The sequence below is a fragment of the Candidatus Phytoplasma rubi genome, assembly GCF_026821955.1.
Lineage (GTDB): Bacteria > Bacillota_I > Bacilli_A > Acholeplasmatales > Acholeplasmataceae > Phytoplasma > Phytoplasma vitis.
In genome coordinates this window covers 148,927-162,609 of the sequence record NZ_CP114006.1, presented here as the reverse complement: position 1 = coordinate 162,609, position 13,683 = coordinate 148,927, and the positions used below count along the sequence as shown (strand labels likewise).

At 23.3% G+C, this 13,683-nt stretch carries 8 protein-coding genes and 6 pseudogenes; 10 read left to right on the top strand and 4 right to left on the bottom strand.

All coding sequences use genetic code 11. The features are described 5' to 3' along the window. Positions 1-4 precede the first annotated feature (4 nt). The 6 genes and pseudogenes from RS022_RS00855 to RS022_RS00830 form a co-directional block, all read left to right on the top strand. Positions 5-1,329: pseudogene (locus RS022_RS00855) on the top strand (toprim domain-containing protein). Between the two features lie 142 nt (positions 1,330-1,471). Beyond that, on the top strand, positions 1,472-2,098 hold the full coding sequence (locus tag RS022_RS00850) for a phase variable surface lipoprotein (protein WP_268850016.1): 627 nt from the start codon (positions 1,472-1,474) through the stop codon (positions 2,096-2,098). A gap of 453 nt (positions 2,099-2,551) precedes the next feature. Beyond that, a complete protein-coding gene (locus RS022_RS00845; protein WP_268850015.1) occupies positions 2,552-3,490 on the top strand; it encodes an IS3 family transposase in 939 nt (312 codons plus the stop codon). A gap of 402 nt (positions 3,491-3,892) precedes the next feature. Continuing rightward, positions 3,893-5,218, top strand: a pseudogene (locus tag RS022_RS00840) (toprim domain-containing protein). A 139-nt stretch (positions 5,219-5,357) separates the two neighbouring features. Next, positions 5,358-5,732, top strand: coding sequence for a DUF2963 domain-containing protein (locus tag RS022_RS00835; protein WP_268850014.1), 375 nt, complete (start codon positions 5,358-5,360; stop codon positions 5,730-5,732). 22 nt (positions 5,733-5,754) lie between these two features. Continuing rightward, positions 5,755-6,189, top strand: a pseudogene (locus RS022_RS00830) (phase variable surface lipoprotein); the annotation flags it as partial. A 29-nt stretch (positions 6,190-6,218) separates the two neighbouring features. Here the strand turns inward: RS022_RS00830 and RS022_RS00825 are convergent. The 3 genes and pseudogenes from RS022_RS00825 to RS022_RS00815 form a co-directional block, all read right to left on the bottom strand. Continuing rightward, positions 6,219-6,548, bottom strand: a pseudogene (locus tag RS022_RS00825) (single-stranded DNA-binding protein). Positions 6,549-6,809: 261 nt separating this feature from the next. Further along, positions 6,810-7,415, bottom strand: a pseudogene (locus RS022_RS00820) (sigma-70 family RNA polymerase sigma factor). 587 nt (positions 7,416-8,002) lie between these two features. After that, positions 8,003-8,737 (bottom strand): pseudouridine synthase, encoded by a 735-nt coding sequence (locus RS022_RS00815; RefSeq protein ID WP_268850013.1) that lies wholly within the window; start codon positions 8,735-8,737, stop codon positions 8,003-8,005. A 1,777-nt stretch (positions 8,738-10,514) separates the two neighbouring features. Between RS022_RS00815 and RS022_RS00810 the strand changes: the two genes are divergently transcribed. From RS022_RS00810 to RS022_RS00795, 4 genes are all read left to right on the top strand, one after another. Next, positions 10,515-10,790, top strand: coding sequence for a hypothetical protein (locus RS022_RS00810; protein ID WP_268850012.1), 276 nt, complete (start codon positions 10,515-10,517; stop codon positions 10,788-10,790). 79 nt (positions 10,791-10,869) lie between these two features. Beyond that, positions 10,870-11,283 (top strand): hypothetical protein, encoded by a 414-nt coding sequence (locus RS022_RS00805; RefSeq protein ID WP_268850011.1) that lies wholly within the window; start codon positions 10,870-10,872, stop codon positions 11,281-11,283. Beyond that, a complete protein-coding gene (locus RS022_RS00800; protein WP_268850010.1) occupies positions 11,280-11,516 on the top strand; it encodes a hypothetical protein in 237 nt (78 codons plus the stop codon). The genes RS022_RS00805 and RS022_RS00800 overlap by 4 nt, the downstream gene beginning before the upstream one ends. Positions 11,517-11,553: 37 nt before the next feature. Continuing rightward, the gene (locus RS022_RS00795) at positions 11,554-11,868 is read left to right on the top strand and encodes a YqaJ viral recombinase family protein (RefSeq protein ID WP_268850009.1); all 315 of its coding nucleotides are present in this window, start codon (positions 11,554-11,556) and stop codon (positions 11,866-11,868) included. Positions 11,869-12,305: 437 nt separating this feature from the next. On the opposite strand, the pseudogene RS022_RS00790 reads toward RS022_RS00795, so the two are convergent. Next, positions 12,306-13,242: pseudogene (locus RS022_RS00790) on the bottom strand (IS3 family transposase). Positions 13,243-13,683 lie beyond the last annotated feature (441 nt).

Here is a 13,683-nt window from a genome sequence, read left to right as displayed (position 1 = left end):
ATCAATGAATTATCAAAATAAAATAAAACACATTCAAACTCATTTCCCCATGTCAGTTTTATTAAAAAAATTAAAAATTTTACCTCTAAATTTTAATAACCACCACCGTTTCCCTTGCCCCATCCATCAAGGAAAGAATCCCACTTGTTGTCATTTCACTTCAACTAATAAAATTCATTGTTGGAAATGTGGGAAAGATTACGATATTATTGATGTTTATATGACTATCCGTCAAATTCAATCCTTTCATGAAGTGATCCAAAGAATAGAAGGATTTATGAATTCTTTCGAATTTAAAACCTTAAATCAACAAGAAAAAGAAATAACGAAAACAACTACTAACCCTTTTCAACAACCATATCATTCAATGAAACCAAAACAACCAGTTGACGAAGAGAAAATTAATATCAAAAAGAAACAATTATTTAAAAAAATCTCACCCTTATTCAACCAAATTAGAGATTATTATCATTATTTATTGACTTCTAACCAAAATAACGAAAGTCAACCAGGATTAACTTATTTAACTCAAAAAGAAAACTTACTTTAAAAACCATCAAAGAATTTAAACTTGGTTACGCTCCTTTAATGGATAAACCACTATCTTTTCGTCTCATAAATTACTGTCAACAGAAAAATATTAATATCGATCAATTATTAGAATATGGTTTTATCAAAGAAAAAACCAGTCAACAAAATAAAAAATATTTTCATGATGCTTTTCATGGTTCCATTATTATCCCCATCGAAAACGGTTATCATCAAACTTTTCATTTTTATCAAAACCATTTCCGCGAAGTTTCTTACTTTCAACCCAAATACCAAGCTTTAACTAATTTTAGTCAAACGCCGACCTTTCATTTCAGTTATCGGTTTTTTGAAGCATTACCATATATTAAAAAAACAAAAACCACCATCATTCATGAAGGTTTTTTTGATGTCATTAGTTGTTGGCAAAACAATATTAAAAATGTTGTCGGTCTCATTTGTGTCGCCCAATTACTTTCCCAATCTCAACTAGAAATTCTCCAAAAAGAAAATATCAAAGTCATTATCGCCTTAGATAACGACGAAACAGGGCGAAAACGCAGTGAAGCCTTAGGTGAACAACTCAAAGAAGCAAATATTATATACGAAATCAGAAGGATTTTGCCTCCTTACGATCAAACTTGTAAAGATGTTGATGATTTATTACGTCAATACGGAAAAGAAGCTTACCAAAAATGTTTTTTAGCTCCTTATCTCTCTTATGAAGAGGCCCAAAAGAAAATCATCGTCGATTTAGCCGTTCATTTCTTTGGTGAAGACAAAGTTGAAGTAATTAGTTAAATTATTTTTTTACACCAAAATATATAATATCTACACATATAAAAAAATTAACACACTCTCATAAAAAAATATATATACCCTAAATTTAACTATTTATGGTTTTTATTTTTATAACAAAAAATCAAATAAAAAGGAGAAAAAAATGAAAAATGACACTAGTCAAGAAATTAGAATAGGAGGTTGGGAAACAAAATCAACCCCCAACGACTTAGTTCAAATCAAAAACTTTTTACAAACATTAAAACAAGATTTATTAAATATTACGATTGTTTCTCATTCTAAAAAGAAAAATACCTACCAAGAAGCTAATTACCGCCCTAAAAACCAAACTCTTTTTGTCGATCCTCAAATCTTAGAAGAAATTAAACAAACAAAAATAACCTTAATTAATGATAATTTTTCTTCTAGTAATAGTAAACTATTACTTTCAGATTTAACCCCTCTTAAAAGCCAAAATAACCCCCTTAAACACCTATATCCTCTTTTTCAAATCAATTATCAAAATGAAACTAAAAACCGTATCAAAGAATTGATTGGGAAAATTGATGTCAATAAATTAGAAACTTTACAGTTATATCAATTAGACCCTCAAAAGTTGGATAAATACCATAATCCCATGAAAAATAACTATAAAAAAGGGTTAAACATTCTTTATTATCAAAAAGAAGATTTAAAATACATTCAATCTTTTTTGACAAAAGATAAACAAGGTTATCGGGTGAAAAAGCTACATCCCAAATATAAATATATACCAAAACAACAAAAATGACACTTCACTGACACTTCACTGACACTTTTATGACACTTTTATGACACTTTTATGACACTTTTATGACACTTTTATGACACTTTTATGACAGTTTTATGACAGTTTTATGACAGTTTGACTTTGAAAATAATCTATATAAAGATTAACTCATTGAAGGAGTGATATTTGATATTTTATATCGATAATGATAATGATACTCGATATTTGATATTATCGCATTATCATTTTTCATATCATTATTATTTATCGATATCATAAAAACCTCTTTTTAGATCATTTTATTTTTTTAATTTATTTTAATCATTAAAAAAACTTTAATTTTTAAACTAATTGCCTTACCAAGTGTTGAAAATATATATCTATGAAACAAAAAGAAGAACGCGCTGAAGCGCTTATTTAGAGTTATAATAGTTGATATATTTAAAATAATTTAAAAAGATAATTGGTATTAAGATGCAAAAATTAAAACAAAAAATGAAATTATTACAAAAAATGATTGAAAAAATTAAAAAAATTGATAAAAAAATGGTTTTTCATTTAGTCAACCAATTCAATCAAACTCTTAATTTAACCACTATTTTAAAAACAATTCAAATCAAAAGAAGTACTTATTATTATTGGTTAAAAGTTAAAAATAAACTAAAAGAAAAAGAAGAAAAATATCTGTTACAACAAAAACGGATTAAAGCTTTATGTCTCTATTATCAATATTTTTACGGTCATCGGAAAATCACTAATTTATATCAAAAAACCTTTAACGAATTCATCACCAAGAAAAAAGTTTACACCATTATGAAAAAAAACGACATTAGTTGTCGTTTAAGAATCAAAAAAAATTTTACTTACCGTAATTTAAAAAATAATCTCCAAATAATTCCTAATTTAATCAATCAAGATTTTATTTCCACCAAACCTCTTCAAAAACTCTTTACTGACATCACTTATTTCAAAACTAAGCAAGGTTTTCTCTATTTTTCTTGTATCATTGACTCTTTTAATAACCAAATAATTACTTCACATATTTCAAACCAACAAAATAAAAATTTAGTTTTAAATACTATTAAAAAATTACCTTCATTAAAAGAACCTTGTATTATCCATTCCGATCAAGGAGCAGTTTATCAATCGCCAAAAGTTCAACAAACCTTAACGAAAAAAGGTTTTTTAATCAGTATGTCAAGAAAAGCTACCCCACGAGACAACGCCGTCATTGAAAACTTTTTTGGTCAAATGAAAACCATCTTACAATATCAAAATCCTTTTTTCTTTCAAAAATCTCCTGATAAAATGAAAAAATTAATCAATCAATTTCCTCAATTTTGGAATAATAAATGGATTTTAATCAAATTAAACCATTCAACTCCATCTCAATATGTTCAAAATCTGAGATAAATTTTTAATTGAATTAACATCAAATAATATAACCTTGTAAAAGGTTACTTTAATACGCCTTTTTTTAAAGAAAAATGTTAAATTTATATCAAAGATTATTTTCTTTTCATTTTGTTGACGAGTTTTTCACTTTTTTTACCTAACTATATAGTGAAGGGTTAAAATATTAAAAAAATATCTTTTGAAACTAAAGAATTATCAAAAAAAGTTTAGACACTTTTTTAAACGAAAAAAATATTTCCTTAGTTTGAAAAGATAGGAAATTATCAATTAATAGTTAGTCTGAAAGAACAATTTTAAAATAAAAAGTTGTATGAAAAAACGGAACAGCTCAGAGCAAACTTTCCAAGAAATCGGTTATATTTTACCTTATCCATTAGAAAATTATTAAGGAGTTCATTGATGAATTATCAAGAAAAAATAAAAGACATTCAAACCCATTTCCCCATGTCAGTTTTATTAAAAAAATTAAAAATTTTACCTCTAAATTTTAATAACCACCACCGTTTTCCTTGCCCCATCCATCAAGGAAAGAATCCCACTTGTTGTCATTTCACTTCAACTAACAAAATTCATTGTTGGAAATGTGGTCGCGATTATGATATTATTGATGTTTATATGGCTATCCGTCAAATTCAATCCTTTCATGAAGTGATCCAAAGAATAGAAGGATTTATGAATTCTTTCGAATTTAAAACCTTAAATCAACAAGAAAAAGAAATAACGAAAACAACTACTAACCCTTTTCAACAACCATATCATTCAATGAAACCAAAACAACCAGTTGACGAAGAGAAAATTAATATCAAAAAGAAACAATTATTTAAAAAAATTTCACCCTTATTTAACCAAATTAGAGATTATTATCATTATTTATTAATTTCCAACCGAAACAATAAAAGTCAACCAGGATTAACTTATTTAACTCAAAAAAGAAAACTCACTCTAGAAACTATTAAAGAATTTAAACTAGGTTATGTCCCATTATCTGATAAACCTTTATCTTTTCGTCTAGTAAATTATTGTAAAAAGAAAAATATTGATATCGATCAATTATTAGAATATGGCTTTATCAAAGAAAAAACCAATCAACAAAATAAAAAATATTTTCATGATACTTTTCATGGTTCCATCATTATCCCTATTGAAAATGGTTATCATCAAACTTTTCATTTTTATCAAAACCATTTCCGCGAAGTTTCTTATTTTCAACCAAAATACCAAGTCTTAACTAATTTCAGTCAAACACCTACTTTTCATTTTAGTTATCGTTTTTTTGAAGCTTTACCTTATATCAAACAAACAAAAACCATTATCATTCATGAAGGTTTTTTTGATGTCATTAGTTGTTGGCAAAACGGTATTAAAAACGTGGTCGGTCTCATTTTGTGTCACTCAATTACTTTCTCAATCTCAATTAGACATTCTCAAAAAAGAAAATATCAAAGTAATTATTGCCTTAGATAATGATGAAACAGGCCAAAAACGCAGTGAAGCCTTAAGTGAACAACTTAAAGAAGCAAACATTTTATACGAAATTAGACGCATTTTACCCCCTTACGATCAAACTTGTAAAGATGTCGATGTTTATTACGTCAATATGGAAAAGAAGCATATCAAAAATGTTTTTTAGCTCCTTATCTCTCTTATGAAGAGGCCAAAAAGAAAATTATCGTCGTTTTAGCTGTTCATTTATTTGGCGAAGACAAAGTTGAAATAATTAATTAAATTATTACTTTGTTACACCAATATATAACATCTATACATATAAATACATTAACACACTCTCATAAAAGTATATATAAACCTAAATTTAACTATTTAGGGTTTTTATTTTTATAACAAACAAACAAAAAGGAAAAAACAAATGAAAACAATTATAGAAAAATTTATTAATAATGGCAGGCAAAAATTTATTGATGAATACGATAAAGAAACTGAAACAGCCATTAAACAAATTTATTATCAACCTGATGGAACAACTATTAAATGTGTATATGAATACAATAAAAATAATAAAAAGCCATTTAAAAAAACTTATTACCGATCTGACGAAAAAATTCTTAAAAGTGTATATGAATACGATAAAGCCACAGGTAAACTAGTTAAATACACTTATTATCAATTTGATGGTAAAACTATTAATTTTGTAAATGAATACAATAAAAATACTGGTAACAAGGTTAAAAAAACTCATTATCAATCAGACGGAAAAACTATTAGAAAAATAACTGAATACTAAATAACCCAAAAGGAGAAAAGAAATGAAAAACGACACTAGTCAAGAAATTATAATCGGTGGTTGGAACACGAAAGCCACCCCAAACGATTTAACTCAAATTAAAAACTTTTTAAAAATATTAAAAGAAGATTTAATTAATCTCACTATTATTGCTCATTCTAAAAAGAAAAATACCTACCAAGAAGCTAATTACCGTCCCAAAAACCAAACTCTCTTCGTCGATCCTCAAATCTTAGAAGAAATTAAACAAACGAAAATCACCTTAATTAATGATAATTTTTCTTCTAGTAATAACACAAAACTATTACTTTCTGATTTAACCCCGCTTAAAAGCCAAAATAACCCCCTTAAACACCTATTTAATATCTTCCAAATTAATTATAAAAATAAATTTAAAAATATCATCAAAGAATTAATTGAAAAAATTGATGTCAATAAGTTAGAAACTTTACAGTTGGTTAAATGATTATTATTGAATCTATTTTTTTAAAAAGGTAAAGTTTCTTGAGGTTTATTATCTAAAAAGATCACGTTTTGAAGAATAACTTTAGTATTGATTTTGGTTTGACCTTCATTATTCGTGTATTTTTGGATGGATAATGTCCCTTCAAGATAAATTTTCGAACCTTTATGTAAATATTTTTTTATGTTTTAGGCTTGCGTTCGAAAAGCGACACAAGGGATGAATTGGGTTTTATCTTTATTATTAACCGCTAATTGAAAATCAATTTTAGGGATTTGTTCGTTTTTTGAATTGATATATTGTTTTTCTAAATCATGGCTTAGACGACCGATTAATTGAACTTTATTTAACATAATTTTATTTTTCATTATTTTTGATATATATTCTTTTTTATTTATTCATAGATAAAACTTTTGAAAACGAATGTATTGAACGAATATCTGATTTGTTGATGTTGGAATCGTTTATTACTGTTGTTTCAAAAATTTTATGCTTGGTTTTGATACAAAAAAAAGATCAATTTGGAAGTAATCTAGTTTTTATTTTTTTTATCACTTAAACGAAATGTTTTGTTGAATTACTAGTTTAAGGTCATTACGGACGAACAATAGGTTTTAACGTTTTTTTAATTTTTTAATAGCGATGTTTTTAATATTTTCTACTTGTTTTAAAGATAAATTGAGTTTTTCAGTAATTTCGGTGTTGGTATAACATCTTTGATAATCTTCGTTAATATTTCCTAAAGGAATCCCAAAACTTAAATGGATAATTTTGAATTCGTTTTCACTTAATTTAGCTTTCATTTTTTTTAAAAAAATTTCATGATTAACTTGTTTTAACCATAATTGATGAGGGTTTAAATTATTTATTTGATATGGTTCATAAAACTCTTCTTTAAAAGAAAGATTATTAACTTTATGATTTTTTTGTGGAAGAGAAGGAGAATGACTTTTTCTAATCAGTTCTGTGATTTCCGATTTGATAGTTGGAGTAGCGTAAGCAATAAAGTCATAACCTAAATCTTCATAATTATTGAGGGCTTTGATTAATCCTAAAATCCCTTCTTGATATAAATCTTCTCTAGTTAAAACTCAAGGATAATATTTAAATTGATAAACTAGTTTTTTTACCAAAGGTAAATGAAGTTCGATTAATTGATTACGAATTTCTAAATTCTTTTTATTTTTTAAAAACTCTTTAAATAATTCTTGTCTTAACATTTAATTCCTTTCTAAAAACGTTTTTAGAAAAGATAAAAAATTATTTTTTTTAGTCTTGAAAAGAAAAAAGACTAACTTAATAGTTATTCTTAAAGAGTTTTTAAAAAGTAAAAAGTGTCTAAAGTTTTGAAACAGGGCAAACACGCCCAATTATTGTTTTTAATTTTGTTTTTATTTTGTATTTTCATTTCAAAAATTTTCTAAATAAAAAAAATAAAATTGTTCTTAATTTAACAGTTTAACAACATTTATGGTCTATTATTTTTTATTTTTAGTAAAAAAAAGAAAATACTCAACAACCAACCCCTAATTGAGAAAAGGAAATTACAAATAAAAAATTAATTAAATATTTTTCTAAAAAAGAATCTTTTTAAAACAGATAAAGACATTAAGAATAAGTATATTTAAAAATAAAACAATTAATTATTAAACAAAAAAAGCCGTTTTAAAAACGGCTATTCTATTTTCAAACTAAAAAAAATGTTCAGTAAAAAAAATAACTTAGTTTAGTCAATTAAAATTGAAATTTTGTTTATATTTTAGGTCACAATCGAATTATTTTAAATTTTTTAAAAAAGATTATTTTTTTATCCTAATAATTTTAATTGATTAATTTCATTTTGTTTTAAAACACGATATTCTCCTATTTTCATTTTTTCTAAAGTTAAAAAAGAATATCGATAACGTATTAATTTGACCACTTGTAATCCTAAAGCAGAAATCATTTTTCTGATTTGTCTATTTTTGCCTTCAGTAATAATAATTTTTAACCATAAATTTTTTTCTTTATGATAAGAAGGTTTAAGTAAAGAAACTAATTTTGGAATAGCTAGATAATTATTATCAATCAAAACTCCTTTTTTTAAAAATTTTAAATCTCGAGAGGATAAATTTTGATTCACTTTAACATGATATTCTTTAGGAACTAAAGAAGTAGGATGAGTTAATTTATGTGTTAAAGACCCATCGTTTGTTAATAATAATAATCCTTCAGTTAAAAAATCTAATCTTCCTACAGGATAAACTCGGTTGTTTAAATCTTGCGGCTTTAATAAATTTAAAACTGTTTTTCTTTGACGATCATCTCGAACAGTTGTTAAATAACCTTTAGGTTTATATAACAAAAAATAAACTAAAGGACTCAAAAAAATTTTTTGCTCATCTACTAAAATAATATCCGATGTACTAACTTTAACTCCTAATTTAGAAATAATTTTTCCATTTACTTTAATTTTTCCAGCTAAAATCATCTTTTCAGCATCTCTTCTTGAAGAGATATTTGCTTGAGATAAAATTTTTTGTAATTTTTGTAATTTTTCCATCTCTTTTCCTTTATTATTACTCTAAATATCAAAATAAATTAAATTTATATTTATAAATATAAATTTAATTCAACATTATTTCTAAATTTAATTTTTAAAAGTATTTTTATTACTACTATTTTATGGTTTAATTTTATTAATTAATATTAATAAAGAATCTTTTAAAGAAACAACATAATTAAAAATTCTTTATTTTAATAAAAAAATAATTTTATTAAAAATATTTTATTAAAATAAAGAATTTTTATTTTTTTCAAAAACATAATTTATATTTTAATTTTTTGAAATGTTATTTTCATATTTAATGTTGAAAAATTTATTAATTTGATATAAGAAGTTATCAAATGAAATAATTTTATTAATTTTGATTCATTAATGATAATCATTTTGAATGATAATCATTTTGTTTATTTCATTAAAAAATCATTTTTGTTATATTTATCTTTCGAAAAAAATTTAATTTATAATTTTTTTCTTCATAAAGAATTATTTTTAAAAAATATCTTATTAATTTATTGATAAAATTATTTTGAAATTATAATTATTTTAACAATATTCTAATTCTTTTCGATATGTTTCTAATTTTTCTAATTATTACTATTATATATCCATTATAAATTCAAATCTTTTATATTGGTATGTATTTATTTATAAAAAAATGTTTTAAAAGAAAAAACCTTGTGAATAAAAATTTTGTTTTATTGAGTGGAAATAATTATATTATATATGTTGTTTGTTTGTATATCTATATTTTTTTTATCTTAAGGATATCATCTTGATTTTGAATTTTTTTAATTAACAAGAATAAAATTTTTTCAAATTTTATCATCTTTTAGATTTAATAATTTTCGATATTTTCATTTATTTTATTTAAATTTTAAATTTAAATGAATAATTTATTTTTATATTTACTTTTAATTTTACAATTTCTTAATTTTCATGATTTTACATTATTCAAAGGTTCAACTTATTTATATTATACAATATTCATTTTATTTTTAATTTTTTTGAAAATAATTTATTAATTATTTTAGAAAAAATTTTATAAATATTTTTTTAAAACAATAAATGGTATTTTTTTGATTATTAATAAATAATTGAACTTAATAAAATTTTATTCGCACTGTTATAAAAATTTGTAAATGTTTTTTTAAATTCATTTTTAATGACTAAATTGTCCCGCTCCATCAAAATGGAACCAGTTAAAAAGTTAATTTAAGTCAAACTATTTATTAAAAAAATATTTTGACTTATTTTTTTTGTTTCAAAATAGTCAAACTAAAAAAGGATATTTAAAAAATAAAAAAAATTTTTAATTTAAAAGAAATAATTAATTTTTTGATTCAAAATAATTATTTTAAAATTCGTTTATTCAATTAAAAAACTAATTATAATTTGGATAATCAAACTTTATATCTTAATTATACTGACCTTTATGAAACTATCATTATGTTAAAAACAATAAAAATCCACCTTTTAAAATCTAAATTGATTTTCTAATGGATAAGAAATATACTTTTAATCTTTCAAATAAAATTTTATATTTAAAACAAGAACCTGAAATAAATAAGATGGTTGTTTTAAATGAAAAAATTATATCAACAAGCATTTGGTAATTCTGAGTCTCGAGATGTTTATTATGATTTAATTGAAAGAACTCAAAAAAAACTTTTTGGAAATAATTATTTCTGATGAAAAAAACACAAAATAATCAAATCATCCTTACTTATCAAAAAGAAATTAAAAATAAAATAAAAAATTCACAGAATTAAAAGGTTTGATTTATGGCCAAGATTATCACGAAGAAAATTTAATCACCATCGACAATTATTTAAAAGATGAAAAAGAAACACCTTTTGGTTATCAATTAATTTTGAAAAAGAAACAATATATAAATATGGTTTATAAAGAGACTGACCAAATTATATTTCATCGTTTTCAAAATAAACTTCAAAAAATCCACTCTTTATTTAATCAAAGTTTAAATTTAGAAAATTTAAAAAAAATTAATATTAAAACTTTTAAAAAAAATAGTTCAAAAATATTGAAATGATTTTGAAAGCGAACAAACAAAACCTAGTTTATATCTCTATGGCGATTTTAATACTGGTAAAACATTCTTCTTTAAATTAATGATGAAATATTTTTTAAAAGAAAAACAAGATTTCTTGTTATTATTTCTACCAGATTTGCCTAGAATAAGCCAAGGATGGTTTGATGAAGAATTAAACTATAAAATAAATTATTTAAGAAACATTCCCTATTTATTTCTAGATGATTTAGGAGCGGAAAATTTAAAGGTTTATTTTCGAGATGATATTTTATATCCCCTTTTAAATGCTCGTCAAGAAAAAGGATTAATTACTTTTATTAGTAGTAATTTAAATCCTCAACAATTTTTAGAACATTTGAAAATTACTAACGATAATAACCAAACTATGAAAGCTTTTCAAATCATTAATAAATTAAAAAAAATGTGTCAATTTTATAATTTAGATTTGACTCATAATAATTTAAATCAATCTCAAAAAGAATTTTTAAAATGAAAATTAATTTAAAACAAAATAGTTGGGCTTGGTACCAACATCGTAAAAATTTTGTGAACGCTTCTGAAATAGGAAACATTATGGGTTTAAATCCTTATGAAACAAAAAAAGAATTAATTAAAAAAAATTATTTAAAAGTGGTACTTTTATTTCTAATCCGGCAATGGAAAATGGTAAAAAAACAGAGCCAAAAACGAATTTATTCTTTTCAGTTAAAAAAAAAGAAATTATGAGCCTACAGTATTTACGAAAGATATTTTTTCCGCTTCTTTGGATGAATACCATGAAGAAAGTAATACTATTTTGGAAATTAAATGTCCTTTTGATAAAAATAGTTCCTCATGGAAAGATTTTTTCGAAAAAGGCATTATTCCTCCTTATTATTGGGCACAAATTCAATGTGGGTTATTTTGTTCCGAAAGTAAAAGTGTCTTTTTTTTAGTGTACTTTAATCCCCAAGAAAATTATCTTCAAGAAGTATTTTTAAAACCTTCTTTTATTGAAGAGATGAAAATTAAATGTCGGGAATATCAAAAAATATTACAAAAATATCAAGTTTTAATGAAAGAGGGAAAAGAAGATTAATATGATAGTTCGGAAAATAGAAAGGAACATCACATATGTTAGAAATTATTTTCGAAGATGGCCAAAACAATATTAAACAAGAAAAGAATTTTTATTTTGAAGGGTTGCCCTGTTCCGTTTTTTTATACAACTTTTTATTTTAAAATTGTTCTTTAAGACTAAAAATTAATAGATAATTTCCTATCTTTTCAAACTAAAGAAATATTTTTTCGTTTAAAAAAGTGTCTAAACTTTTTTTCATAATTCTTTAGTTTCAAAAGATATTTTTTTTAATATTTTATCTTTACACTATATAGTTAGGTAAAAAAAGTGAAAAACTCGTCAACAAAATGAAAGAAAATGATATTTTTTTAAATTTTACTATTTTTCTTCAAAAAAAGCGCACTAAAGTAACCTTTTTCAAGGTTATATTATTTTATATTCATTCAACTAAAAATTTATCTCAGATTTTGAGCATATTGAGATGGAGTTGAATGGTTTAATTTGGTTAAAATCCACTTAGTATTCCAAAATTTAGGAAAATAATTGATTAATTTTTTCATTTTATCAGGAGATTTTTGAAATAAAAATGGATGTTGATATTGTAAGATCGTTTTCATTTGGCCGAAAAAGTTTTCAATAACGGCGTTATCACGAGGGGTGGCTTTTCTTGACATACTGATTAAAAAACCTTTTTTTATTAAAGTTTGTTGAATTTTAAGTGATTGATAAACTTTTCCTTGATCGGAATGGATAATACAAGGTTCTTTTAATGAAGGTAATTTTTTAATAGTATTTAAAACTAAATTTTTATTTTGTTGGTTTGAAACATGTGAAGCAATTATTTGGTTGTTAAAAGAGTCAATGATACAAGAAAAATAGAGAAAACCTTGATTAGTTTTAAAATAAGTAATATCAGTAAAGAGTTTTTGAAGGGGTTTGGTAGCCACAAATTCTTGATTGATTAAATTAGGAATGATTTGGAGATTATTTTTTAAATTACGGTAAGTAAAATTTTTTTTGATTCTTAAACGACAAATAATGTCGTTTTTTTTCATAATAGTATAAACTTTTTTCTTGGTGATGAATTCGTTAAAGGTTTTTTGATATAAATTAGTGATTTTCCGATGACCGTAAAAATATTGATAATGGAGACATAAAGCTTTAATCCGTTTTTGTTGTAACAGATATTTTTCTTCTTTTTCTTTTAGTTTATTTTTAACTTTTAACCAATAATAATAAGTACTTCTTTTGATTTGAATTGTTTTTAAAATAGTGGTTAAATTAAGAGTTTGATTGAATTGGTTGACTAAATGAAAAACCATTTTTTATCAATTTTTTAATTTTTTCAATCATTTTTTGTAATAATTTCATTTTTTGTTTTAATTTTTGCATCTTAATACCAATTATCTTTTTAAATTATTTTAAATATATCAACTATTATAACTCTAAATAAGCGCTTCAGCGCGTTCTTCTTTTTGTTTCATAGATATATATTTCAACACTTGGTAAGGCAATTAGTTTAAAAATTAAAGTTTTTTTAATGATTAAAATAAATTAAAAAAATAAAATGATCTAAAAAGAGGTTTTTATGATATCGATAAATAATAATGATATGAAAAATGATAATGCGATAATATCAAATATCGAGTATCATTATCATTATCGATATAAAATATCAAATATCACTCCTTCAATGAGTTAATGTTTATATAGATTATTTTAAAAGTCAAATGATGAGTAAATGATGAGTAAATGATGAGTAAATGATGAGTAAATGATGAATAAATGATGAATAAATGATGAGCGAAGGATGATAAAATGATGAGTTAAAAA